The sequence below is a fragment of the Mixta intestinalis genome, from assembly GCF_009914055.1.
Classification (GTDB): Bacteria; Pseudomonadota; Gammaproteobacteria; order Enterobacterales; family Enterobacteriaceae; genus Mixta; species Mixta intestinalis.
Map to the genome: position 1 here is coordinate 2,094,896 of NZ_CP028271.1, position 25,784 is coordinate 2,120,679.

At 54.5% G+C, this 25,784-nt stretch carries 24 protein-coding genes; 11 read left to right on the top strand and 13 right to left on the bottom strand.

Annotation, left to right across the window (positions count from 1 at the left end; all coding sequences use genetic code 11):
• Positions 1-192: 192 nt before the first annotated feature.
• From C7M51_RS09965 to C7M51_RS09985, 5 genes are all read right to left on the bottom strand, one after another.
• The gene (locus C7M51_RS09965) at positions 193-978 is read right to left on the bottom strand and encodes an ABC transporter ATP-binding protein (protein WP_160621650.1); all 786 of its coding nucleotides are present in this window, start codon (positions 976-978) and stop codon (positions 193-195) included.
• Positions 978-2,060 carry a FecCD family ABC transporter permease gene (locus C7M51_RS09970; RefSeq protein ID WP_160621651.1) on the bottom strand — a complete coding sequence of 361 codons (1,083 nt, stop codon included), beginning with the start codon at positions 2,058-2,060 and terminating at the stop codon, positions 978-980. The genes C7M51_RS09965 and C7M51_RS09970 overlap by 1 nt, the downstream gene beginning before the upstream one ends.
• A 264-nt stretch (positions 2,061-2,324) precedes the next feature.
• Positions 2,325-3,791, bottom strand: a complete 1,467-nt coding sequence (locus tag C7M51_RS09975) for an amino acid permease (RefSeq protein ID WP_160621652.1) — start codon at positions 3,789-3,791, stop codon at positions 2,325-2,327.
• A 140-nt stretch (positions 3,792-3,931) separates the two neighbouring features.
• Entirely contained in the window at positions 3,932-4,798 is an 867-nt protein-coding gene (gene yieE, locus C7M51_RS09980) for a DNA-binding transcriptional regulator YeiE (protein WP_160621653.1), read from the bottom strand.
• Between the two features lie 10 nt (positions 4,799-4,808).
• Positions 4,809-5,189: a YkvA family protein gene (locus tag C7M51_RS09985; protein WP_160621654.1), complete on the bottom strand. Its 381-nt coding sequence runs from the start codon at positions 5,187-5,189 to the stop codon at positions 4,809-4,811.
• Positions 5,190-5,299: 110 nt separating this feature from the next.
• On the opposite strand from C7M51_RS09985, the gene C7M51_RS09990 reads away from it, so the two are divergent.
• Positions 5,300-6,358: a YeiH family putative sulfate export transporter gene (locus C7M51_RS09990; RefSeq protein WP_160621655.1), complete on the top strand. Its 1,059-nt coding sequence runs from the start codon at positions 5,300-5,302 to the stop codon at positions 6,356-6,358.
• A gap of 56 nt (positions 6,359-6,414) precedes the next feature.
• The gene (gene nfo / locus C7M51_RS09995) at positions 6,415-7,275 is read left to right on the top strand and encodes a deoxyribonuclease IV (protein WP_160621656.1); all 861 of its coding nucleotides are present in this window, start codon (positions 6,415-6,417) and stop codon (positions 7,273-7,275) included.
• Positions 7,276-7,336: 61 nt separating this feature from the next.
• Here nfo and fruA read toward each other — a convergent pair whose 3' ends face one another.
• From fruA to C7M51_RS10015, 4 genes are all read right to left on the bottom strand, one after another.
• On the bottom strand, positions 7,337-9,043 hold the full coding sequence (gene fruA / locus C7M51_RS10000) for a PTS fructose transporter subunit IIBC (protein WP_160621657.1): 1,707 nt from the start codon (positions 9,041-9,043) through the stop codon (positions 7,337-7,339).
• A 16-nt stretch (positions 9,044-9,059) separates the two neighbouring features.
• Positions 9,060-9,998: a 1-phosphofructokinase gene (gene fruK, locus C7M51_RS10005; protein ID WP_160621658.1), complete on the bottom strand. Its 939-nt coding sequence runs from the start codon at positions 9,996-9,998 to the stop codon at positions 9,060-9,062.
• On the bottom strand, positions 9,995-11,128 hold the full coding sequence (gene fruB, locus C7M51_RS10010; RefSeq protein ID WP_160621659.1) for a fused PTS fructose transporter subunit IIA/HPr protein: 1,134 nt from the start codon (positions 11,126-11,128) through the stop codon (positions 9,995-9,997). The genes fruK and fruB overlap by 4 nt, the downstream gene beginning before the upstream one ends.
• 323 nt (positions 11,129-11,451) lie before the next feature.
• Complete coding sequence (locus C7M51_RS10015; protein ID WP_160621660.1) at positions 11,452-11,706, bottom strand: YkgJ family cysteine cluster protein; 255 nt, start codon at positions 11,704-11,706, stop codon at positions 11,452-11,454.
• 155 nt (positions 11,707-11,861) lie between these two features.
• Here C7M51_RS10015 and yeiP point away from each other — a divergent pair, with 155 nt between their 5' ends.
• The gene (yeiP, locus tag C7M51_RS10020; RefSeq protein ID WP_160621661.1) at positions 11,862-12,434 is read left to right on the top strand and encodes an elongation factor P-like protein YeiP; all 573 of its coding nucleotides are present in this window, start codon (positions 11,862-11,864) and stop codon (positions 12,432-12,434) included.
• A 67-nt stretch (positions 12,435-12,501) separates the two neighbouring features.
• Here the strand turns inward: yeiP and C7M51_RS10025 are convergent, their stop codons facing one another.
• Positions 12,502-12,804 carry a hypothetical protein gene (locus C7M51_RS10025; protein ID WP_160621662.1) on the bottom strand — a complete coding sequence of 101 codons (303 nt, stop codon included), beginning with the start codon at positions 12,802-12,804 and terminating at the stop codon, positions 12,502-12,504.
• Positions 12,805-12,912: 108 nt separating this feature from the next.
• On the opposite strand from C7M51_RS10025, the gene C7M51_RS10030 reads away from it, so the two are divergent.
• The 8 genes from C7M51_RS10030 (at position 12,913) to yejF (ending at position 23,114) form a co-directional block, all read left to right on the top strand.
• Entirely contained in the window at positions 12,913-13,890 is a 978-nt protein-coding gene (locus tag C7M51_RS10030; RefSeq protein ID WP_160621663.1) for a CobW family GTP-binding protein, read from the top strand.
• A 43-nt stretch (positions 13,891-13,933) separates the two neighbouring features.
• Positions 13,934-14,647, top strand: coding sequence for a phosphatase PAP2 family protein (locus C7M51_RS10035; protein WP_160621664.1), 714 nt, complete (start codon positions 13,934-13,936; stop codon positions 14,645-14,647).
• Positions 14,648-15,135: 488 nt separating this feature from the next.
• Complete coding sequence (gene mepS / locus C7M51_RS10040) at positions 15,136-15,708, top strand: bifunctional murein DD-endopeptidase/murein LD-carboxypeptidase (protein ID WP_160621665.1); 573 nt, start codon at positions 15,136-15,138, stop codon at positions 15,706-15,708.
• A 227-nt stretch (positions 15,709-15,935) separates the two neighbouring features.
• Positions 15,936-17,507, top strand: a complete 1,572-nt coding sequence (locus C7M51_RS10045; RefSeq protein WP_160621666.1) for a cyclic di-GMP phosphodiesterase — start codon at positions 15,936-15,938, stop codon at positions 17,505-17,507.
• 81 nt (positions 17,508-17,588) lie between these two features.
• Positions 17,589-19,394, top strand: coding sequence for an extracellular solute-binding protein (locus tag C7M51_RS10050; RefSeq protein WP_160621667.1), 1,806 nt, complete (start codon positions 17,589-17,591; stop codon positions 19,392-19,394).
• 9 nt (positions 19,395-19,403) lie between these two features.
• Complete coding sequence (locus tag C7M51_RS10055) at positions 19,404-20,492, top strand: microcin C ABC transporter permease YejB (protein WP_160621668.1); 1,089 nt, start codon at positions 19,404-19,406, stop codon at positions 20,490-20,492.
• Positions 20,492-21,517, top strand: a complete 1,026-nt coding sequence (locus C7M51_RS10060; RefSeq protein WP_160621669.1) for an ABC transporter permease — start codon at positions 20,492-20,494, stop codon at positions 21,515-21,517. The genes C7M51_RS10055 and C7M51_RS10060 overlap by 1 nt, the downstream gene beginning before the upstream one ends.
• 1 nt (position 21,518) lies before the next feature.
• Positions 21,519-23,114 carry a microcin C ABC transporter ATP-binding protein YejF gene (gene yejF, locus C7M51_RS10065; RefSeq protein ID WP_160621670.1) on the top strand — a complete coding sequence of 532 codons (1,596 nt, stop codon included), beginning with the start codon at positions 21,519-21,521 and terminating at the stop codon, positions 23,112-23,114.
• 18 nt (positions 23,115-23,132) lie between these two features.
• On the opposite strand, the gene C7M51_RS10070 is transcribed toward yejF, so the two are convergent.
• From C7M51_RS10070 to rsuA, 3 genes are all read right to left on the bottom strand, one after another.
• Positions 23,133-23,474 (bottom strand): YejG family protein, encoded by a 342-nt coding sequence (locus C7M51_RS10070; RefSeq protein WP_160621671.1) that lies wholly within the window; start codon positions 23,472-23,474, stop codon positions 23,133-23,135.
• Positions 23,475-23,731: 257 nt separating this feature from the next.
• Positions 23,732-24,877: a Bcr/CflA family multidrug efflux MFS transporter gene (locus C7M51_RS10075; protein ID WP_244323836.1), complete on the bottom strand. Its 1,146-nt coding sequence runs from the start codon at positions 24,875-24,877 to the stop codon at positions 23,732-23,734.
• A gap of 104 nt (positions 24,878-24,981) precedes the next feature.
• Positions 24,982-25,686 (bottom strand): 16S rRNA pseudouridine(516) synthase RsuA, encoded by a 705-nt coding sequence (gene rsuA, locus C7M51_RS10080; RefSeq protein ID WP_160621673.1) that lies wholly within the window; start codon positions 25,684-25,686, stop codon positions 24,982-24,984.
• Between the last annotated feature and the right edge of the window lie 98 nt (positions 25,687-25,784).

Genomic DNA, 25,784 nt, shown 5'->3' on the forward strand with positions numbered 1-25,784 from the left:
CTTCTCTCCATGAGGTAACAATAGTAAGGATAAAATTACGCTCATGCCCACATTGAAAAGACGATAATCATCGCCAACAGACTGCCATTTTCCGTCCGGGATACCCGGACGCTAATAATAATTATCTTGTCGTATCAGATTATTTAGCTGATAGCGAACACAGGCGTCCGCCACCCTTTATTTCTCTGCCTGCTACAGGCCAGGCTCGGCGACCAGCCCGTCGATTAACACCTGCGGTGTGCCCTGCGAACAAAGTTCGATGCGCCCGCGCACGCCGTAGACCTGCGCCAGGCTTTGCGCGGTGATCACCTGCGCCGGTTCGCCATCGGCAATTAATTTACCCTGCTTCAGCATTAATACGTGTTCGGCATGGCGCAGCGCGATATTAATATCATGCACCACCACCACCGTAATAATATTGCGCCGCCGCGTTTCCCGCCGGACTAAATCCATTACGTGAAACTGATAATTTAAATCCAGCGCGCTTAATGGTTCGTCAAGTAATAATAATTCAGGACGACGAATTAACGATTGTGCTAATCCCACCAGCTGCTTTTGTCCGCCGGAAAGCTGATCGAGATAGCTTAACGCCAGATGAGAAATACCCAGCTGCTCCAGCAGTGCCATCACCTCAGCTTCACTGGCGCTGCCGCCTGAAGCGCCGGAGGCGCGCTGGGCGACGATAATCGATTCCAGCACGTGCAAATGCACGCCAGCCGGTAACGACTGCGGCAGATAAACCACCCGCTCGGCGCGGCGGGAGAAAGGTAATGCCAGCAGCTCTTCCCCGTTGATCCACAGTTCACCCTGCGCCGGATTCAGACCGGCCAGCGCACGCAGCAGCGTGGATTTGCCGCAGCCGTTAGGCCCCAGCAGCACGGTGATTTTGCCGCGCGGCAACTGTGGCACGCTAAGGTTTTCAATTACTTTGCGTTTTGGATAACCGGTATGAAAGCCGCGGATCTGTAAGCCTTCCATCAGACATTCCCCCGATGACGCAGAATAATGGTCAGGAAGAACGGCACGCCCACCAGCGAGGTAACAATGCCGACAGGAATAATCACGCCCGGAATCAGATTTTTCGAGGCAACCGAAGCCATCGACAGCACCAGTGCCCCGGTCAGCGCACTGGCGGGCAGGTAGTAGCGGTGATCTTCACCAAACACTAAACGTGAAATATGGGGCGCAACCAGGCCAATAAAGCCAATCGGCCCAACAAAAGCGACCGCCAGCGCGGAAAGGATACTGATGCGCAGCAGCGTGCCAAGACGCAGACGGCGCACGTCGATACCGAAGCTGACCGCCCGATCTTCACCGAGGCGCAGCGCGGTCAGCTTCCATGAACTCATCAGCGAGAACGGCAGCATTATCACTACCGCGATACTAAGCACCGCCAGCTTTTCCCATGAGGCGCGCGCCAGGCTGCCCATGGTCCAGAATACCAGCCCCTGCAAGGTATCTTCGCTGGCGATAAACTGCAACATGGAGACCAGCGCGTTAAAGGTAAACACCAGCGCGATGCCAAACAATACCACGCCCGAAGAGGCGACGCGCGTCCAGCGGGTGACGCCATCAAGCATCAACGCGGCGAACAGAGCAAAAGCAAAGGCGTTACCGGAGATAAACCACTGATCGGGAATGCCGGGGATACCGATACCAAGAATAATCGCCAGCGCAGCACCGAAAGCTGCCGCCGAGGAGACGCCCAGCGTAAAAGGGCTGGCCAGCGGATTGTTGAGGATGGTCTGCATTTCTGCGCCAGCCAGGCCGAGCGCCAGCCCTACCACCACCGCCATCAGCGCGTAAGGCAGGCGAATTTCCCAGACGATGACGCGCGTACCGGCATCCACGCTCTCCGGCTGTAGCAGCGTGTGCCACAGGGTATCCAGCGTCAGACCGGAGGGGCCAAGCGTAAAATCGAGAATCAGCGAGGCCAGAATAGCCAACAGCAGTACGCCGATCAGCAGCAGGCGACGCCTTAATAGCTGGTGGTAACGTCCCATTACCGGCAAAGGCGATCCCGTGCGGTCAAGGGGCGCAGAATTATGCGTTACACTCATGTTAAATCCTGTCAGTATCCGTCATTCCGGACAAGGCGGGTCAGCCTTCAGATTACCGCTTTTTACAGCGTTAGCCTGATAATAAGCGCCCGTTTACTATGGTTTTTTGCCTCTGGCAGAAAGCCTGCATGGTCAGGGCTGGAACAATAAATCAAATGATAATGATTATCAATGCAATTTGTAACGGTGACGTTGATAACCTGATTAAAACAAAAAGGCACGACCTGCGTCGCGCCTTTACGTTCACGGCTTTAGTCCTGACCGTTAATCACCGAAACGGGGAAACTCCATATCGCGGTAACGTACAAAACGGGTGCGACGCGTCAGCTTGTAACCGAACCAGATTATCAGGAATAGCGGAATGCCAATATAGGTAGCCGCCACGCCATACCAGTCGATAGTGTCACTCAGGAACGCCTCATAGTTCTGCCCAAGCGTGATAATCAGACAGAGAATAAAGGCAAAGATCGGCCCCAGCGGGAAAAAACCAGAGCGGTAAGGCAGATCCGCCAGGCTGTGACCCTGCGCTTCGTAGCCGCGACGGAAGCGGTAATGGCTGATAGCAATGCCGAGCCAGGCGATAAAGCCGGTCATCCCGGAGGTATTCAGCAGCCACAGATAAACCTGCTGATCGCCGAATTTTGAGGTCAGGAAGCAGAGCGCCGCTACGACGGTAGTAGCGTACAGCGCGTTGCGCGGCACGCCATTCTTCGACAGCTTCGCAAAAATGCGCGGCGCTTTACCTTCGCTGGCCAGCGTAAACAGCATACGCGTGGAGGCGTACATGCCGGAGTTGCCCGCCGACAGCACCGCCGTCAGGATCACCGCGTTCATCACCGCCGCCGCCGAGAGCAGGCCCGCGTGCTCAAACACCAGCGTAAAAGGGCTAACGCTGATATCTTTTATATCGTTACGCAGCAGGCTGGGATCGGTATACGGAATAATCAGGCTGATAATCAGAATGGCGAAAATATAGAACAGCAGAATACGCCAGAAAACCTGACGCACCGCGCGCGGAATATTTTTCGCCGGATCTTCCGATTCGCCCGCGGCGATACCAATAAGTTCGGTGCCCTGGAAAGAGAAGCCGACGATCATCGCCACGCCAATCATTGCAGAGAAGCCACCGGCGAACGGCGCATCGCCAATCTGCCAGTTATGCCAGCCCGCATTTTCACCGCCGCGCAGAATGCCTATCATCATCAGTATTCCGATAACGATAAAAATGACCACGGTGGTGACTTTAATCAGCGAGAACCAGTATTCCGCTTCGCCGAAGCCCTTCACGGAGATATAGTTCAGCAGGAACATCAGCGCGAGGAACAGCGCGCTCCAGATCCAGCCCGGCGTGTCAGGGAACCAGTAACTCATCACCAGCTGTGATGCCACCAGGTCAACGGCGATAGTGACTGCCCAGTTGTACCAGTAGTTCCAGCCAAGCGCGAAGCCAAATCCCTCTTCGACATATTTGGCACCATAGGTGGAGAAAGAGCCGGAAACCGGCATGAAGGCAGCCAGTTCGCCCAGGCTGGTCATCAGGAAGTAAACCATCAGGCCAATAAGAACGTAAGAAAGCAGCGCACCGCCGGGGCCCGCCTGAGAAATCGTGGCGCCTGAAGCGACAAACAGCCCGGTGCCAATCGAACCGCCAATAGCGATCATGGTTAAATGACGCGCCTTAAGCGCGCGTTTTAACCCTGGCTGCTGTGTTGTTTTTTTATCCTGAACCATATTTAAACGCTGTAAATGGGTAAAAAATGAGGCCGCGATTGTAACAATTCACCCGGTCAAGTATAGCGATAACGGATCGTTATAAGTTACCTTCATGATGCGGCCCGGATTATTAGCAAAGGCGTCCGTCGCGCCGGGACCTATTCCCGACAATAACTAAGGAATCGATTCAGCGCATTAGAGACATGCTTTTGCCGGTGATGAATACGATACAGCGTGCGCGACAGTTTCGGCAGTGGAATCGTCACCTCCACCAGCGAGCCGCTCTCCAGCTGCTCAGCCACCACGCGTCGCGACAGGCAGCTGACGCCCATGCCGTGGCGTACCGCATGTTTGATCGCTTCGGAATTGCCCAACTCCAGCGCCAGCTGAAACTGCGGCAGATAGGACAGCAGCAGATAATCGACAATTTCCCGCGTGCCGGAACCCTGTTCGCGCAAAATCCAGGGGGCGGCGGCAAGGCTTTCCAGCGTCACCGGCTGGCGTAACAGTGGCGCATCCGGGGCGGTAAAAACCACCAGTTCATCTTCCAGCCAGGGATGACTGACAATATCACTGACGTGACAGGGACCTTCAATAAGCCCTAAATCAACGCGGAAATCGGCTACCGCATCAATCACATCCTTGCTGTTGCCAACGCTCAGCTCCAGCGGCAAATGGGGATAATCACGACGCCAGTCAGCGATCATGCCCGGCAGCAGATAGTTGCCGATGGTACTACTGGCGTAGAGCCGAATCGCACCCTGATCCTCACGGAATAGCTGCTCGATATCGGCTGCCTGCTCCAGCAATGCCACCGCACGCGGATAAAGTAATCGTCCATGTTCGTTCAGCACCAGCCGCTTGCCGACCCGGTCAAACAGCCGTACTCCCAGCTGTCCCTCCAGATCGGCCAGCGCTGCGCTAACCGCCGACTGAGAAAGGGAAAGCAGCTGAGAAGCCTGCGTAGTAGAGCCGCTTTTCAGCACCTCGGTAAAAACAGCAATCTGCCGCAGCGTAATGTGCAAGGTTTTTTCCTTATGCCATAAAATGATGGATGCACCAGAAAACTATCGCCAGCCAGATCAGCAGCACCGTTAATAAGCCAGCACGACCAAACAACCTTTTGCCCTGCTGTCGTTGCTGTTCTACCTGAGCTTCACAGCTCAGACGAACCTCGCGCGGCAGCAGGCGCAGCAGCAATATGATGCCGAGCGGCACGATGATGGCGTCATCCAGCAGCCCCAGAACCGGGATAAAATCAGGAATGAGATCGATAGGGCTGAAAGCGTAAACGGCCAGCAGAATGACCAACAGTTTCAGCCATAGCGGCGTACGCGCATCGCGAAAGGCGAACCACAGCGTCAGCGAATCCTTTTTGATCGGCCGCACCCAGCGCCGCATACTCTCAAACAACATCGTATACTCCGCGCTTATATCAATTATTTCGATTGATTATAAATATATAATCAATTTCTCTTTTAAGCCAGTGAAGGTGCACACTCTCCGTCAGTGACGGGAGACGAAGTATGGCTGATGTAACGATAAACAAATCACTACCTACGCCGGGGCGTTATCTGCCCGGCCTGCTGTTAACCGGCGTGATTGCCACAGCTGCGTTGCTACTGGGCAATCAACCCAGCTTCACCGGCCTCGGCCTGAGCGCCCTGACACTGGCAATTGTGATTGGGATGGTGCTGGGAAACAGCCTTTATCCACCTCTGAGTACCTTTTGTGACAGTGGCGTTCTGCTGGCGAAGCAGCGGCTGCTGCGGCTGGGGATTGTGCTTTATGGCTTTCGCCTGACTTTCCAGCAAATTGCTGACGTGGGCGCCAGCGGCATTGTTATCGACCTGCTGACACTCAGCTCCACCTTTTTTCTCGCCTGCTGGCTGGGACAGCGCTGGCTAAAGCTCGATCGTGAAACCTGCTGGCTGATTGGCGCAGGCAGCAGCATTTGCGGTGCCGCCGCGGTACTGGCTACCGAGCCGGTGATTAAGGCGCAGACATCAAAGGTAGCAGTGGCGATCGCCACGGTGGTACTGTTCGGTACGCTGGCGATTTTTATCTGGCCGTTGCTCTGGCCGCTGGCGCACCATTTCTGGCCAGCACTGAGCGCCGCGCAGTTTGGCATCTATACCGGCTCCACCGTGCATGAGGTGGCGCAGGTGGTTGCGGCGGGCCACGCCATCGCTCCACAAACAGAAAACGCGGCGGTGATCACTAAAATGCTGCGGGTGATGCTGCTGGCACCGTTTCTGCTGTTGCTCTCCGCACGGCTACGTCAGCTGGTTCCGCAACAGCAAGAGGGAAAACGCGCTCTCGCCTTCCCCTGGTTCGCCCTGCTGTTTATTGCCGTCGCGCTGTTTAACTCATTCCACCTGCTGCCCGCTCGCTGGATTGCGGCCATTGAGCAAGTCGATACCCTGCTGCTGGCGATGGCAATGGCCGCGCTGGGGCTGACTACGCATATCAGCGCGCTGAAGCAGGCTGGTATACGCCCGCTGTTGCTGGGGCTGCTGCTGTTTATCTGGCTGATGCTGGGCGGCGGCGCGCTTAACCTGCTGGTGCACCATTTCATGCCCTGAGCGCATCAGTTATCATGACCTGTTTGCTCAGGCACGATCATCAACAGGAGAACGGCATGAAATTTATCGGCGCTCACGTAAGCGCGGCGGGCGGCGTGGATCAGGCGGTAGTGCGTGCGCACGAACTGGAAGCCACGGCGTTCGCGCTGTTTACTAAAAACCAGCGGCAATGGCGCGCTGCGGCGCTCACGCCGGAAACCATTCGCGCGTTTCGCAACGCCTGCGAAAAATATGGCTACAGCAGCGCCCAGATCCTGCCGCACGACAGCTTTCTGATCAACCTTGGGCATCCGCAGGCGGAGCCGCTGGAGAAATCCCGTGCGGCTTTTATTGATGAGCTACAGCGCTGTGAGCAGCTCGGTCTGTCGCTGCTTAACTTCCATCCCGGTAGCCACCTTAACCAGATTGATGAAGCCGCCTGCCTGCGCCGCATTGCAGAATCGATCAATATCGCGCTCGATAAAACCACCGGCGTTACCGCCGTTATTGAAAACACCGCCGGTCAGGGCAGTAATCTCGGCTTTCGTTTTGAGCATCTGGCAGCAATTATTGATGGCGTGGAGGATAAATCACGCGTCGGCGTCTGCATTGATACCTGCCACGCTTTTGCTGGCGGCTACGATCTGCGCAGCGAGGCGGACTGCACGACAACCTTTGCTGAATTTGAGCGTATCGTTGGCTTTCAGTACCTGCGTGGAATGCACCTGAACGATGCCAAAAGCGCTTACGGCAGCCGCGTTGACCGCCATCATAGCCTGGGCGAAGGGAATATCGGCACCACCGTATTTAGCTGGCTGATGAAAGACAGCCGTTTCGATAACATCCCGCTGATTCTGGAAACTATCAATCCCGATATCTGGAAGGATGAGATCGCCTGGCTGAAGTCGCAGCAGCGCGATCCGGCGCTCACGCAATAAGCATCTGTCACATACAAAAACGCCAGCCGCAGGGCTGGCGTTTTGCATGACGCAATATAAATCAGGCTTTTACCAATTCCGATTCCGGGCGTTTCAGGATGGCGTAGGCGATACCCGCCAACAGCGTACCCACGATAATCGCCAGCAGGTAACCCAGCACAGGCGTAATCGCGCCGGGGATCAGCAGCACGAACAGGCCACCGTGCGGTGCCATCAGCTTCGCGCCGACCATCATGGAAATCGCGCCGGTAACCGCACCGCCGATGATACAGCACGGCAGTACACGCATCGGGTCACGCGCCGCAAACGGAATCGCGCCTTCGGAGATAAAGCACAGGCCCAGCACAAGCGCCGCTTTGCCCCCTTCCTGCTGGCCTTTATTGAACTTCCTGCGTGCCAGCAGCGTTGCCAGGCCCATTGCCAGCGGCGGCACCATACCGGCAGCCATAATCGCTGCCATCGGGGCATAGGTTTGCGAACTTAGCAGGCCCACGCCGAACGCATAGGCAACTTTATTAATCGGACCGCCCATATCGGCACACATCATGCCGCCAAGAATTGCGCCCAGCAGTACCGCGTTGCCGGTGCCCATGTTACCCAGCCAGTGGGTCAGGCCTTCCATGATTTTTGCTACCGGCGTACCCACAACATAAATCATCAGCAGACCGGTAATCAGGCTCGCCACCAGCGGAATTATCAGTATTGGCTTCAGCGCCTCCATACTTTGCGGCAGTTTTACCTTGTTGCTGAGGAACTTCGCCACATAACCGGCGATAAAACCGGCAATAATACCGCCGAGGAAGCCTGCGTTAACGCTGCTGGCCAGCATCCCGCCGATCAGACCCGGCGTCAGGCCAGGGCGATCGGCGATGGAAAAGGCGATAAAACCTGCCAGCACCGGCACCATCAGCGCAAAAGCGGTATCGCCACCAATCTGCATCAGCGCCGCTGCCAGTGTCCCCTGCTCTTTAAATGCGTTAATACCAAAAGCAAAAGAAAGCGCAATTGACAGGCCACCCGCCACGACCATCGGCAGCATATAGGAGACGCCGGTCAGCAGATGGCGATAGGCACCGGCCCGCTCCTTCTGCTGTTCACCCGTCTCTGCCGCACCAGGCTGACTGCCTTTCGGCTGATAAGGCCGGGCTTCTGCCAGCGCTTTATCAAACTCCTGCGCGGTTTTCTTCAGCGCCAGGCTGGTAGAGGTACGATACATCGGCTTACCGGCAAATTTCGTCAGATCGACTTCAATATCCGCCGCAACGATCACCAGATCGGCCTCGGCCACTTCCTGCGGTGTAACAGGATTACCGGCACCAACGGAACCGCGAGTTTCTACTTTCACCCACCAGCCGCGTTTTTTCGCTTCGGTTTCAATCGCCTCTGCCGCCATAAACGTATGCGCCACGCCGGTTGGACAGGCGGTGATCGCCACAATGCGCTTCATAGCATTCGGGAGTGCAGTGTCGATGGACGCAGCGTTCGGTTCAGCAGCCGGAGCCTGCCAGGGTCTGGCTTCTGCTTTGGCCTGAGCCAACAACGCCTGCGGATCGCGTACTGCCTGTGCAGCATCGCCCAGCCATACCATTTTACCATTTAACGCATCGTCCGTTGGCATCCGGTCACCCAGTACAATGACCAGTTCGGCGTCGGCAGGATTTTCCACCAGCGTCAGGCCTGCGTTGCCCGCCGCGGCCGCGATAAGTTGTTTCGCCATATAGCCGGAGGCAAGCCCCAGCGAAGAGTCCGTCATCAGCAGCGTTTTCATTATGTCTCTCCCGCTGTCAGTTAAAGGGTTTCAGGTCGACGCGTGCCATCATGGCGGCCAACTGGGTACGATCGGTGATACCGACGTTGCTCTGGCTTACCGCCAGCGCAGCGACTGCTGTCGCCAGGCGCAAGGTATGCTCGCTGGATTCGCGCATCAGCAGGCCATAAATCAGCCCGCCTACCATTGAATCCCCGGCACCCACGGTGCTGACCACTTCACAGGCAGGCGGCCTGGCGATCCATTCACCGGAAGCGTTAACCCACAGCGCGCCCTCTGCGCCCAGCGAGATCACCACATGAGCGATGCCCTGTTCGCGCAGCGCATGCGCCGCTTCAATCACCTCTTTCAGCGTCGGCAGCTTGCGCCCGGCCCAGATTTCCAGTTCGCGACGGTTGGGTTTTACCAGCCATGGCGCGGCTTTTAGCCCGGCGACCAGCGCTTCGCGGCTGCTGTCGAAAATAATGCACGGGCAATGGGTGCGCAGTGCGCTCATCCAGCGGGTAAAGGCCTCCGGCGTCACGCCCGATGGCAGGCTGCCGCTGACGCAAACCATATCGAACTGCCCCAGCCAGCTCAGCGAGTCTGCCGCAAAGCGCTCCCAGTCCTGATTACTGACCTCAAAACCGGAGAAATTAAGATCGGTAACTTCGCCATCCTTTTCGGTCAGCTTGACGTTAATGCGCGTGCGGCCCGGCACTACCTGAAAACGATTGGCGATACCCAGTTCGCTGAACAGGTGCTGAAAGCCATCCTGATTCTCTTTTCCCAGGAAGCCGCCGACGGTAACGTCGATGCCTAAATCCTTCAGAACCTTCGCTACGTTAATGCCTTTTCCTGCGGCATGCAGGCCGGTAGTTTTCACCAGATTGACTTCGCCACGCTCAATTTCCGGGCAGAAACCGACCAGGTCATAGGCCGGATTTAAGGTAATAGTTGCTACGCGTCTGCTCATGCTGCACCCTCACCGAGGCCGCTGTTAATTGCCTCCTCAATTGCTTCCAGCGCCTGTTGCGCATCTTCACCGCTGGCGGTAAAGCGCAGGCGATGTCCTTTTTTCACGCCCAGCGCGACGACCTTCATCAGGCTGCGTCCGTTAGCCGGTTTACCGCTGCCGTCGAGATTAGTAATCGTTACGTCGCAGTTAAATTTCTTAATAACGCTGACCAGCGCCGTACCCGGGCGGGCATGAAGACCATGCTCGTTACGGATGATAAATTCTGCTGTCAGCACGTCTGCCTGCTCGTTGACCTCGCTGGTCAGCAACGCCAGTACGCCTGCCGCGTCCGCTTTCAGCAGACGTTCAGCTTTTTGCTTCAGCAGCAGATCGCTCAGGTAGTTCAGCACCTGCAACGGCTTATCATCCGTTACGGCAACGGTTACCAGCATCGCTGCCGTTTCGCCATCGACGTCAAAAGGTTGAGCCGCACGGCTTACCGCCACGGCGCTGCCGAGATTGCCCTCGGTGCTGTCGTTCAGCCAGATCCCCTGCCCCAGATTCAGCGGCTTCGCGCCGATAACCTGCGCGACAAAGCGCGCATCCACCGCGCCCGCCTGCTGAAGACGACCGGCGTTGAGCGCCTGTAGCGTCATCAAATCGCTGGCGTTAACCTCCACGGCGATCAGTGAAGTATCAAATTTAAATTCGCTGCCCTGCTTTTCACCCATCAGCAGGCTGCGCAGCGTTTCCGCGGAATCCGTTGTTCTCAGCTCGGCGGCAACATCGTCATCGCTCAGGACGTGCGTCAGCTGACGCAGCAGCGCCAAATGCTCATCAGAACGTGCGGCAATACCGATCACCACATAAGCAGTCTGCTCGTCACCCCAGGCGATACCCTGCGGAAACTGAAAAACCTGTATGCCGGTTTGCAGTACCAGATCGCGGGTATCAGTAGTGCCGTGGGGAATAGCAATACCATTGCCAAGATAGGTTGAGGTCTGCTGTTCACGTGCGAGCATGCCGGTCACATAGCCTTCACCGACATTTCCAGCCGCCGTCAACGCAGCAGCAACCTGGCGAATCGCCTCTTCCTTATTGCTGGCCGTTTGGCCAGGATGGATGGCGCTAATATCAAGCTGGAACATAGATCTCCTCTCCTGCTGAAATTGAATCGTTTCAGCCGTATTGAGAAAAAAAGCGTTATCCCATGCCAACATTACTACCGAGATAACGCTGAAACGTTTCAAGTAGTTTGGTGCACAGGTTTCTGGCGCGCAAGTTCTACATCAAACTACGTAGCATAATTTTGAACTGACGCACATTTCATTTACTTTTTCGGAATAACCCCAATGCAGAAGCTGAAATGGTAGCTGAAACCAAAATGAAATTCGGATATTTTTTCAGCATGCTTCAGCTAAAAAGAAGAGGTGTAGCGAGAAGAGAAGAAAAGAGACCGGCCAGTACCGTATCAGGGGGCAGTAGCCGCTTCCAGCGTAAGCAGCCAGGTTATCGCCTGCTCACGCGTTAAGGCGCACATCTCCGCAGAGGGTTGCAGGCTGGCACACACTTTGGGGCGCAACGGTGAACCAAAGATTTTACAGCGAAGATCCTCATCCAGCTGCACGCAGGGCGTATTAGCCGGCTTGCCATGCGGCATACCGGGAATCGGCGATGAAATAGACGGTGCTGTACAGCAGGCTCCGCAGGCGGTGCGACATTCCATACCTTTCCCCTTGTGAAAACTGCGCGACAATAGCAGCCTGTCGCCTTAAATGCTATGCACTTTGCTAAAAATCGTCCGGGGATCTTGCCTGATCCCTCGCCCAGGCGTACTTTGTCGCGATTCTTCATTATTACGCCATTAAAGAGAGAGCTAACATGCCAAAAGCTAACGAAATTAAACGCGGAATGGCCGTCACCTGGAACGGCAAGCTGCTGCTGGTAAAAGATATTGATATTCAAAGCCCCAGCGCACGTGGCGCTGCCACGCTGTATAAAATGCGTTTTACCGATATCCGCACCGGCCTGAAGGTAGAAGAGCGTTTTAAGGGTGATGATATCCTTGATGCAATCTCACTGAGTCGCCGTTCGGTCACCTTTTCCTACGTGGATGGTGACGAATATGTCTTTATGGATGATGAAGACTATACGCCCTACAGCTTTAAGAAAGATCAAATAGAAGAAGAGCTGCTGTTTATTCCTGAAGGTGGCATCCCGGGCATACAGGTACTGACTATGGATGGACAGGTGCTGGCGCTGGAGCTGCCGCAAACCGTGGATATGGAAATTGTTGATACCGCACCCGGCATTAAAGGTGCCTCAGCCAGCGCCCGAACTAAACCCGCAGCAATGAGCACCGGCCTGTCGATCCAGGTTCCGGAATACCTCAGCAACGGCGACAAAATACGCATTCATATCGCCGAACGTCGCTATATGGGCCGCGCTGAGTAAGTACAACACACTACCCCGGTAGTTTATTGACTGTCGGGGTAAATGTTATGTTCAGCAAAAAGAGAGATTAGCGGTAGCTAAGCACTAATTCCACTTTACTTCGCTCGCTGTCGAGCCAGTTCAGATCGGTCTTATCAAACGTTCGCTGTTTGTATTTGGCGAAATCAACCAGCGGCATCGACAGCGTTTCAAAATCTCCGTCATCGTTACAGCTGCTATGCAGCGTTTGCAACTCAAGTGAAAAGTCACAGTTTTCCTGCCCATTAATGATAACGCCGGTAATAAAAACCGTACCGCTGGAAGCTGGGACAGATAAAGCTCCAGCCAAAGAAGAAAAAAGTAGTAAAAAAGGTAAAACAATATACTTCATGTGTCGCTCCGTGACGCAAGGTAATGGATTTTCCATACTCTTAAATAACGGCATAATTTTTAATTTCATAAATAAAAAAAACGACAAGCAGTAAAAAAAGGAGAAAAGATGATCCAGGTCAATTTAATCACCGGTTTCCTCGGTAGCGGTAAGACCACCACGCTGCTGCATTTGCTGGCACATAAACCAGCAAATGAAAACTGGGCGGTACTGGTGAATGAGTTTGGCGAAATCGGTATTGATGGTGCACTGCTGGCCGAGAGCGGTGCCGTATTAAAGGAAATTCCCGGCGGTTGTATGTGCTGCGTTAACGGCTTGCCAATGCAGGTAGGTCTGAATATGCTGCTACGTCAGCACCCGCTTGATCGCCTGCTGATTGAACCCACTGGCCTGGGCCATCCAAAGCAGATTCTGGATATGCTCAGCGCCGAAGCCTATCAGCCCTGGCTGACGTTACAGGCTTCCCTGACGCTGATCGATCCGCGCCAGCTAAGCGACCCGCGCATACGCGAAAATGAAAACTTTCGCGATCAGCTGGCGGCGGCAGATATCATTATTGCCAATAAGCAGGATCGCTGGCAGGAAGCAGATCGTCAGGCACTGGAGCAGTGGCATGCCGCTCAGCCTGGCGATCGTCAGCTGATTTGTACTGAATATGGCCGAATCGATCCTGCGCTGCTGGCGCAGCCACGGCGTAACCTGCGTGTACTGCCACAGGGAGAGCTCCATCATCAACATCAACGCGACTCCGGCCTTGCCGCGCTACGTGTCGATCGCCATGTTCCCTGGCGACGCGCCTTGAATCAGGGACAGGGCTATTATGCCTGTGGCTGGGCATTCGACAGCGACACCGTTTTCGATACCGTCGGCATTCTGGAGTGGGCGCGTCTGGCACCGGTTGAGCGCGTTAAAGGGGTCATGCGCATTGCTGAAGGCGCGGTCAGTATTAACCGACAGGGTGCTGATTTTCACATTGAAACGCGGCAGGCACCGCCGCCGGATAGCCGCATTGAGATTATCCATCACAGTGACGCTAACTGGAATCAGCTGCAAAGCGAACTGTTGAAACTCCGTTTAAACAATTAACGTTAATTTACAACGTTATTTTCGACCATTGATTTGGGATCCTATGAACGCAAAACGGTTAGCGGCTATTTTGCTGCTGAATCTGGCCGGGGTAGTGCTGTTTTTATCCTGGTATCTGCCAGCAAATCACGGCGCCTGGTTCAGCATTGATAAATCGATATTTTTCTGGTTTAACCAGCATATGGCCACCAGCCATGCTTTCGCTTTCGCGCTGGCAATCGCCAACTTTCGCGGTTTCGATGCGGTTTCTTTGCTGGCGATGGGGCTGCTTTACTGGTCTTTCTGGCGTCGGGAAACACCCGAGGGGCGGCGTCGGATGCTGGCGATCGGTATCTGTATGCTGCTGACGGCGGTGGTTCTTAATCAGCTGGGCCATCTGCTGCCGGTAAAACATTCCAGTCCGACGCTGTTTTTTGATAACGTCTGGCGCGTTAGCGAGTTGACCGGCATTCCGGCTAAAGACGCTTCGAAAGACAGCTTCCCCGGCGATCACGGCATGATGCTGATTATTTTCGCCTGCTTTATGCTGCGCTATTTTGGCATCAGAGCCTTTGTGACAGCCCTGCTGATTGCCATTGTGTTTTCTCTGCCGCGCATTATGGCTGGCGCTCACTGGTTTACCGATGTAGCGGTAGGCTCGTTGTCGGTGGTCCTGATGGGATTAAGCTGGTGGCTGATAACACCCGCCAGCGACCTGCTGATTAACTGGCTTTACCGTACGCTCCCCGGTAAATATAAGCCGGGTAAAACAGGCTAAAACAGGCCCGCCAGAATAATTACTGGCGGGCTTTTTTGATCGCCTTATCATTAGATAGCTAATAAAGAATTAAGAAAACTAATCAACAACCTTAAGCGCTTATTATATCTGGTAGCTTTTTGTCCAGCGTTTTTTGCCGCATCTTCCCTCTATTCGCTAAATTAGACCAGTAAACCCGCCCTAATCTCGCCATTATCTCTTCATGATTGCCGATAAATTAACCAAATGATTACATATTATTTTCGCACCAATAAAACCTGAAAAAAAGTGCGTAAAACCGCTCGCCATGCGGCTTCCGATCGTGTAACTTCAGCCAAAGCCTGAGATAAGCGAACGTTAAAACGCAGTTTCTGACAAAAAAATGTGCGGATTTACACATTTTAAAGATTCAGAAATTGTCTTATGTCGTCGCTGTAATTATTCTCATGCCGTTTTGCTCATTAATCAGCGGCCTCCGGTCGTAAGGACTTCAAGGGATAATAAACATAATGGTCAAATCTCAACCTTTCCTGAGATATATCTTGCGGGCAATCCCTGCTGTCGCGCTGGCGACATTACTCTCAGCATGTAGTGGTCATCACGGACAGAACGAACAAACTGAGACCCATGCAGTTAATAACCACAATGGTTTTTTACTTCAAGCGTCTCAGGATGAATTTGAACAAATGGTGCAGAATGTCGATATTAAATCGCGTATTCTGGAACAATATGCCGACTGGAAAGGCGTGCGCTATCGTTTTGGTGGTACAACCAAACGCGGCATTGACTGTTCCGCTTTTGTTCAATTAACTTTCCGTGAGCAGTTTGGTCTGGACCTGCCCCGTTCGACGTGGGAACAACAGGATACCGGCCATCAGGTAGCACGCGGTAAGCTGCGCCCCGGCGATCTGGTGCTATTTCGTTCCGGCTCTACCGGACGTCACGTAGGTATTTATCTGGGCAACGATAACTTTGTCCATGCTTCAACCAGCAGCGGTGTAATGATCTCCAGCCTTAATGACACCTACTGGAAAAACCGTTATCGGGAAGCCCGACGCGTACTGAGCAGGACGCAAAGTTAATCACTCCCTGAAGCCCGTATTATTATTTAATGAGCAAAGAGAAACGCTGCCCCGGTAGCGTTTTTTTTCGTGTGGAGCTTTTTATCTGGATTAATATGCTGCCCCAGCCGTTAAACAGAATAACGAGACTTTATATCCCGACTCGTTATATCCTCCACCATTATTAACGGAGGCGGCTATACAGCCTTGCACTATAAAAGCTGGCCTGAAGCGAGAGACGAAGCACCATGCCGTTATCCAAAGTTATCAAGCGTCATGCCGCTTATCCACGCAGGATAGCCGGGTTCAGCGCCGCAGCAGGCCTTCTCTTTTTCCTGCTTTTTAGTGCCGTTATGCTTTTTATTATTCAGCAGAAACGAGCGGAACAGCACGATCGGCTGGCTGATGCCAGTAAAGCCTGGCTGCAGGAAACCTTCCGCACGCTTGAAAAGAATCTGCTACCGCTGCTGCCCTACAGCGATGATAACTGCCAGAGTATCAGTAACGATCTCAGTACCCGCGCCACCTTTACCCATGGTATCCGCACTATTCTGCTGGTGCGCCACGGCGATATCTGGTGCTCATCAGCTACCGGCGCGCTACGGCTTCCGGTGCGAACTTTTTCCTCATCGTTAAACTATTCCCGCAGTCGCGATCTCCGTCTGGTTGCCGGTACGCCAATGATGCCGAACAGCCCGGCGTTTTTGCTGTGGCTGTCACGCCCTGACGTACCAGATGAAGGTATCGTCGCCACGCTGGATCTGAATATCGCTCCTTTACTGCTGCTGGCGGCCCAACAGGAAGGCATCAACGATCTGGCCATTGCCGTAGGCGATAAGGCGCTGCGCCTGTGGGATAATCAGCTGCTGGCGCGTGCGCAGCTGCCTGCCGCACCGCTGCGCCAGTTTAGCCTGTCCGAAGATGGGCTGACATTCTATCTCTACGGCGAAGCGTTGCCCTCACGGGATATCACGCTAACGCTGTTGATAGGGCTGCTGCTGGCGATGTTAGCCGCGTCAGGCTGCTGGCTGTTTTTCCTGCTGTGCCAGCGTCCCGGTAAAGAGATTTTACAGGCGATTAAGCACAATGAGTTTCATGTGGTGTATCAACCGTTGATTGAGGCGCAGTCGGGGCGTGTTTGCGGCCTTGAGGCGCTGTTGCGCTGGACGCATCCGGTCACCGGCCCGATTCCTGCTGATGCCTTTGTCACCTACGCCGAAAGTCAGAATATGATTGTTCCCCTGACGCGCCATCTGTTTGAACTGGTGGCACAGGATGCTCAACTGCTGTGCCGCTATCTGCCGCCCGGCACCACGCTGGGCATGAATATCGCACCGGGGCATCTGACCGATGAAGCCTTCCGTCAGGATGTGAAGGAGTGGATTGCAGCCATGCCACAGGATCATTTTGCCTACGTGTTTGAAATCACCGAAAGAACCATGGTTTCCGAACAGAATGCCACGGAAATTTTTGACTGGTTACACGCCCGCCAGATTACCATCGCCATCGATGATTTCGGTACCGGTCACAGCAACCTGATCTATCTGGAGAAATTCTGCTTCGACTATCTGAAAATCGATCGTGGCTTTGTGCAAAGCATCGGTATGGAAACTATCACTTCACCGGTGCTGGATGCGGTGCTGAACCTGGCACGCAAGCTGAAGCTAAAAACCGTTGCCGAGGGAATTGAAACTGAAGAACAGGCCGCATGGCTGCTTAAACGCGGCGTAACCCATTTCCAGGGTTATCTTTTCAGCCGCCCGTTACCGCCTAATGAACTGATTTGCTATTTGCAAAAACGCCAGGCCACTTTATCCTGATGGCGCCGTCCGAAACCATTCAGCGTCGGCAACCAGAGCGCACCGGAGCGCCGCTTATTGATGCGGGAGTTTACTGACCTGATGCTACTTCGTCTGTTTATACTGACTTTTTTTATCGGCGTGTCGCTAAGCGCGCAGGCAAATATTATTCGTGAAAGCTACGCCTTTTCCGAGCTGGGAAAACCGAAATATGACGTCAACTTTAATCACTATGATTACGCTAACCCGGCCGCGCCGAAAGGCGGCAAAATCACCCTGGCGGTCATTGGTAACTACGATAACTTTAACCTTTACGCCTCACGCGGTTATCCAGGAAGCGGAACCGACAAGCTGTATGACACTTTGTTTGTTACCTCGGACGATGAAATTGGCAGCTATTATCCGCTGATTGCTGAATATGCCCGCTATCCTGCTGATTTTAAATGGGCAGAAATAACGCTTAACCCTCAGGCACGCTTTCATGACGGCACGCCAATTACCGCGCAGGACGTCGCCTTTACCTTTGAAAAATTTATGACCGAAGGCGTTCCCTCTTTTCGGGTGGTTTATAAAGGCGTCAAGGTAAAAGCGATCTCCCGGCTGACGGTACGTATTGAACTGCCGAAGGCGGATAAAAGCCAAATGTTAGGCTTGTTTAGCCTGCCGGTACTGGCAGAGAAATTCTGGCATAACCGTAAGTTTAACGAACCGCTGGGCTATCCCCCGCTCTCCAGCGGGCCTTATCGCATCAGCGCTTACAAAGTAGGTCAGTATATAACCTACTCGCGCGTAAAAGATTACTGGGCGGCTAACCTGCCGGTAAACAAAGGGCGTTTTAATTTCGACACCATCCGCTACGACTACTATCTGGACGATAACGTCGCGTTTGAAGCCTTTAAAGCAGGCGCCTTCGATTTTCGTGCTGAAGGCTCCGCCAAAAACTGGGCAACGCAGTATCGTGGCGACAGCTTTGATAAGCAGCAGATCGTTAAGGAAGCGCGTCCCAATAATGTGACTACCGATGCCGCATGGCTGGCCTTTAATAATGAGAAGCCGTTGTTCAGCGACCGCCGTGTACGTCAGGCGCTGACGCTGGCGTTTGATTTTGAATGGATGAACAAAGCGCTATTTTATGGCTCCTACAAACGCAGCAGCAGCTATTTCCAGAACACCGAATATGCCGCTGTCGATTATCCCGACGCCGCCGAGCTGGAAATCCTCGCACCCTATAAAGGGAAGATCCCGGATGAAGCCTTTACCGAGCGTTTTCAGCCGCCGGTCAGCAACGGCAGCGGCTACGATCGCGATAACCTGCTTAAGGCACTGTCGTTATTGCAGCAGGCTGGCTGGCAGCTCAAAAATCGTCAACTGGTAAACGCCGCCGGTGAGCCATTCCATTTCGAACTGCTGGTGCGCAGCGGCAGTACGATTAACTGGGTACTGCCGTTCCAGCACAGCCTGAAACGGCTTGGCATTACCATGGAAATTCGCCAGGTTGACAGCTCACAATATTTGCGGCGCCTGCGTAAGGGTGATTATGATATGGTGCCATCAACGTATTACGCGATGCCCTGGCCTAACAGCTCGCTGAGACAGATGTGGCAATCCCCGTTTATCGATTCCAGCTGGAACCAGGCGCGGGTAAAAAGCCCGGTGCTGGATGCTTTGATCGATCGTATTCTGGCACAGCAGGGCGATAAAGCGGCGCTGCTGCCGCTGGGACGTGCGCTGGATCGGGTACTGCTGTGGAACTACTACCGCATCCCCATGTGGTACAGCGCCAACGATCGCTACGCCTGGTGGAATAAATTCTCCCATCCGGCGATAACACCTGCCTATGCCGTCGGGCTGGAAAACTGGTGGTACGATGTTAACAAAGCTGCGAAATTGCCGGCCCAGCGGCGTTAAGGAGTGGGTTTGGGCGTTTATCTTATTCGTCGTTTGCTGCTGATTATTCCCACGCTGTGGGCAATTATTACGCTGAATTTTTTTATTGTGCAGATCGCCCCCGGTGGTCCGGTTGAACAGGCGCTGGCCAACATACAGTTTGGGCACGCCAGCGGATTACCCGGCGGTGGCGGTGAAACCAGCGGTAACCGTGCGGCACTGAACCCCTCGCCTGGCGATAACCAGTATCGCGGCTCACGCGGGCTCGATCCGGAAGTAGTGGCGGAAATCACCAAACGCTACGGTTTCGATAAGCCGCTGCATGAGCGCTACTTTAACCTGCTGTGGGACTATATCCGCTTCGATTTTGGCAACAGCCTGTTTCGCAGCGCCTCGGTGGTGCAGATGATTAAAGATAGCCTGCCGGTTTCCGCCTCGCTCGGCCTGTGGAGCACGCTGATTATCTATCTGGTATCGATACCGCTGGGCATTAAAAAAGCGGTACGCAACGGCAGCGCTTTCGATATCTGGAGCAGCGCCCTGATTATTGTCGGCTACGCCATACCCGCTTTTTTGTTCGCCATCATGTTGATCGTTCTTTTTGCAGGCAGCAGCTATTTCGACTGGTTTCCGCTGCGCGGTCTCACCTCGCCGCAGTTCGATGCGTTACCCTGGTATGCACAGATTGGCGATTATTTCTGGCATATTGCCCTGCCGGTACTGGCAACGGTAATCGGCGGCTTCGCAACCCTGACGATGCTGACAAAAAATTCCTTTCTTGATGAAATTCGCAAGCAGTACGTGGTAACCGCGCGCGCCAAAGGGCTGGATGAGAATAAAATCCTCTATCGCCACGTATTCCGTAACGCCATGCTGCTGGTGATTGCCGGTTTTCCCGCCACGTTTATCAGCATGTTTTTTACCGGTTCGTTGCTAATTGAGGTAATGTTTTCTCTTAATGGTCTTGGTCTTCTGGGTTATGAAGCCACCATTCAGCGTGATTATCCGGTAATGTTTGGCACGCTGTATATCTTTACGCTGATCGGCCTGCTGCTCAATATCCTGAGCGATATGACCTACACGCTGGTCGATCCCCGCATCGATTTTGAGGGACGTTGATGAGCCGTTTAAATCCGGTCAACCAGGCGCGCTGGCAACGCTTCAGGGAGAACCGCCGCGGTTACTGGTCGCTGTGGCTGTTTATGCTGATTGCGCTTCTCTGTCTGGGCGCAGAGCTGCTGGCAAACGAAAAACCGCTGCTGGTGCACTATCAGGATCGCTGGTATGCCCCGCTACTGTTTGACTATACCGAAAGCGATTTTGGCGGCCCTTTCGCCACGCTGGCAGATTATCAGGATCCCTGGCTGAAGCAGCGCCTGTCGCAGGATGGCTGGGCGCTGTGGGCACCAATCCGCTTTAGTGACAGCACGATTAACTTCGCTACGCCGGTGCCCTTTCCTTCTCCGCCCTCGGCACAAAACTGGCTGGGTACCGATGCCAACGGCGGCGATGTGCTGGCGCGCATCCTCTACGGCACGCGGATTTCCCTGCTGTTCGGCTTTATGCTGACGCTGATATCCAGCGTTATTGGCGTTACGGTTGGCGCAGTGCAGGGCTATTTTGGCGGTAAGGTCGATCTGCTGGGGCAGCGCATCATTGAAATCTGGTCGGGAATGCCGACGCTGTTTTTAATTATTATGCTCTCCAGCGTCATTCAGCCTGGCTTCTGGTGGCTACTGGCGATTACCGTCGCCTTTGGCTGGATGAGTCTGGTGGGCGTGGTGCGCGCCGAATTCCTGCGCACGCGCAACTTTGACTATATTCGTGCGGCGATGGCGCTTGGCGTCAGCGACAGCCGCATCATGCTGCGCCATATGCTGCCTAACGCAATGGTAGCGACATTAACCTGGCTGCCCTTTATCCTCTGCGGTTCCATCACTACGCTCACCTCACTCGACTTTCTCGGTTTTGGTCTGCCGCTGGGCTCGCCTTCTCTGGGCGAGCTGTTGTTGCAGGGAAAAAACAATTTGCAGGCACCGTGGCTTGGTCTGGCAGGCTTTTTCACCCTGGCGATTTTGCTGTCGCTGCTGATTTTTATCGGCGAGGCGGTACGCGACGCGTTCGATCCCGCGAAGGTATCATAATATGGCTTCTCCCCTGCTCAGTATTAATCACCTCAGCATCGCTTTTCGCCGTGGCAACACCGAACGCCTGGTGGTGGATGATGTTTCCCTCGCCGTAGAAGCGGGCGAAACGCTGGCGCTGGTGGGCGAATCCGGCTCCGGCAAAAGTATCACCGCACTGTCGGTTATGCGCCTGTTGCCCTCACCGCCAGCGGTCTGGCCACAGGGCGAGATCCTGTTCGCCGGGAAAGATATTCTGCGCGCCGATGAACGCACCCTACAGCGGCTGCGCGGCAACCGTATGGCGATGATATTCCAGGAGCCAATGGTTTCGCTGAATCCCCTGCATACGCTGGAGAAACAGCTGTATGAAGTGCTGTCGCTGCATCGCGGCATGCGGCGTGAAGCCGCACGCGCGGAAATGCTGAGCTGTCTCGACCGCGTAGGCATTCGTCATGCCCGCACTCGTCTGGCGGATTACCCGCATCAGCTTTCCGGCGGTGAACGCCAGCGCGTAATGATCGCCATGGCGCTGCTGACCCAGCCGGAACTGCTGATTGCTGATGAGCCAACCACGGCGCTGGATGTCACCGTGCAGGCGCAAATTCTGACGCTGCTGAAAGAGCTGAAGCAGGAGCTGAATATGGGGCTGCTGTTTATCACTCATAATTTTAATATTGTGCGTCAGCTGGCAGACAGCGTCAGCGTTATGCAGAACGGTAAAATTGTGGAACATAACCGCTGCAACCAGCTGTTTGCCGCACCGCAGCATCCCTATACGCGCAAGCTGATAGACGCAGAACCGGCAGGCCGCCCGGAACCTATCGATGCCAGCCTGCCTCCCCTGCTTGAAGTGAATAATCTACAGGTTTCCTTCGCGGTGAAGCGCGGGCTGCTACGACGCGTGACGCATCAGCATCATGCAGTGAAAGGTTTGAGCTTTAGCCTGCGCCCCGGCGAAAGTCTGGGATTGGTCGGCGAGTCCGGCTCTGGCAAAAGTACCACCGGGCTGGCGCTGCTAAGGCTGATTGCCTCGCAGGGCGAAATCCGTTTTGCCGGACAGCCGCTGCAAAACCTGAGCCGTCGACAGATGCTTCCCTGGCGTCCACGCCTGCAGGTCGTTTTTCAGGATCCCAACTCCTCGCTGAACCCACGCCTGAGCGTGTTGCAAATCATAGAGGAAGGGCTGCATGTGCACCGCCCTGCGCTGACCGCACAGCAACGAGAAGAACAGGTCGTGAAGGTGATGCAGGAAGTGGGACTCGATCCCGATACTCGCCATCGCTACCCCGCCGAATTCTCCGGCGGTCAGCGCCAGCGCATCGCCATTGCCCGTGCGCTGATTCTGCAACCGGAGCTGGTGATCCTTGATGAACCAACCTCATCGCTCGATCGTTCAGTACAAAAACAGATCCTGGAGCTACTGAAGAAACTGCAACGGGAACATCGCATCGCCTGGATCTTTATCAGTCACGATCTGCAAGTGGTACGTTCACTTTGCCATCAGGTAATCGTGTTGCGTCAGGGCGAAGTTATTGAGCAAGGCGAGTGTGAACGGCTTTTTGTCGCACCGCAGCAGGATTATACGCGGCAGCTGATGGCGCAAAGCGTGGGTTGATAACGGGAATCGTCGCCGTCAAATTGGCTGGGTGATAAAGGTCTCAGCAATAGCAACGCCCTGGTTTTTCAGTCGAACCGTGGCGGCGCTCTCATCGCTACGCTGTACAAACAGGCAGGGTTCGCCCTGCCACTCTACCAGCGTACACTCCACCTGAATTTCCGCCAGCATCGCACGCAGCTTCTGCATCACCTCCCAGGCTGGCGCGCCGTCATGGCTCAGCAGACGCAGACCGATCAGATCGTCTGCCGCCGCCAGCGTGTTTGACGAGTGAGACTCAACCACGCCACCGGCCAGGCCAGCAGCCCAGCGATAGCTTTGCGGTAAGCGGTGCACGACCGACATCGGTAAAGTGTTCAAATGCAATCCCCAGGGCATCTGATGCTCAGCGAATTAACACGCAGCCCGTTTAACGTCGGATAAAAACCAACCGGGCTGCATACAACGCGCTGCGCGTTATCGTGACAGAATTTTGAGAGTTATCTCTCATTTTGTTGCTATATGTACCGCGTTCAGCAAACAGAAACAACCATTTTTGCTTCATTTGCGTAACTTTTGCGCGAGAATAACTTCACATATAAGCAACAAATCACATTTTTGCCAGGGATGTTTATCCTTTAATGAGCAGCGGCAGGCTTGCGCGTGCGGCTGGCATACCAGTAAAGCAGCAGGGAAAGCGTAGCACAGATCGCGATTGACCAGACCATCGGCCAGGCGCTGGCAAAATTAGCCAGAGAGAGCAGCGCGCCAACAATCGCCCCCACGCCAAAGCGCAGCGTTCCCGCCAGGGAAGAAGCAGTACCGGCAATATGCGGGAACTCATCGAGGATCACCGCCATCGCGTTGGAGGAAACCATCGCCACGCAGCCGATAAATAGCGCCACGCCAAACACCAGTGGCAGAAAGCCCAGATTCAGCGCGCTGACGATCAGCAGCCAGATGCCCATTAAAAACTGTATTATCAGGCCAAAGCGAAACATCGCCAGTGGGCCAAAACGGCGTACGGAACGGCTGTTGATCAACGTCATGATAAACAGGAACACCACGTTGAGCGCAAAGTAATAGCCGAAATGCTGTGGCGATACGTGATTGACCTCGATATAGACGAAAGGCCCGGCGTTAAGGAAAGAAAACAGACCGGCAAAAGAGAAACCGCTCGCCAGCATATAGCTGAAGGCGCGCTTATGGCGAAACAGCGAGAGGAAGTTACGTAGCGTGGTGCGCAGATGAAAGCGTTGACGCTGCTCCTTTGGCAGGGTTTCTTTGATCTGCGTAACCACCATCAGCGTCACCGCCAGCGCCGCCAGCGACAGGCTCCAGAAAATAGCGTGCCAGCTCCATAACACCAGCAGCCAGCCGCCAATAATCGGTGCCAGCAGCGGCGCAACGGTAGTCACCAGCATTACAAAGGACATCATGCGCGAGAACTCCTCATTCGAGAAGGAATCACGCATCAACGCATTGATAACCACGCTGGCCGCCGCAGCTGAAAGACCATGCAGAAAACGCATATTAATGAGCTGCTCAACGCTCTGCGACATGGCGCAGGCCGCTGCCGCCAGAGCGAAAATCAACGTACCGATGGTAATCACCGGCTTGCGGCCAAAGCTGTCCGCCAGCGGGCCATAAAACAGCTGACCCAGCGCAAAACCGAGAATATAGGCGCTGAGCGTCATCTGCACGCTGCCGGCGCTGACGCCATACTCTCTGGCGATCTCCGGCATCGCTGGCAGGTACATATCAATCGATAAAGGCATCAGCATCGCCAGCAGGCCAAGAATCACCACCAGCCCTGTCGCTGAATTTTTAACTTTATTTACCACTTATTTTCCCTCTGCTGCCTCGCGAAAAGCTGAACCTTGCCGCATCAGCGCGGCACGCCGACGCTGGCAATCTCTTCTTCGGTCAGTGGACGGTATTCCCCCGGCTCCAGCGCGGCATCCAGCACGATGTCGCCGATACGCTCGCGATGCAGCGCAACGACATGGTTACCCACTGCGGCAAACATACGTTTCACCTGATGGTAGCGCCCTTCGCTGATGGTCAAACGCACTTCGGTATCACTCAGGGCTTCCAGCACCGCTGGTTTGGTAGGAGCCTTTTCGCCATGCAGCTGCACGCCAGCGGCGAAGATCTGCGCGGTATCCTCGCGCAGCGGCGATTCCAGCGTCACCAGATAGGTTTTTTCGCAATGGTGACGAGGCGAAGTAATACGGTGCGACCACTGTCCGTCATCGGTCAGCAGTACCAGGCCCGTGGTATCAATATCAAGCCGCCCTGCCGCGTGCAGCTTCCAGGCCGTCGGCTCCTCGATAAAATAAAGGATGGTAGGATGATCGGGATCGTCGGTGGAGCAGACATAGCCCTGCGGTTTATTCAGCATAAAGTAACGCGGGCCGACCTGAAGCTGCAGCAGATTGCCATCATATTCAACCTGATGTTCCGGCTGCACTTTAAACGCGCCGTCGCGCACGATTTCACCGTCTACCGTGACGCGTTTCGCCCGTAATTCCCGTGCGGCAATAGCCCGGCTGACTTCCAGTTGTTGGGAAAGAAATTTATCAAGTCGCATTGCTGGTTTGGTGCCTGTTGTCTGACCTGGAGAGATGCGCTCTGGCGCATGTGAAGCGCCCAGTATACCTGGAGTTGTCGGCAGCTGACAGAGTGAAA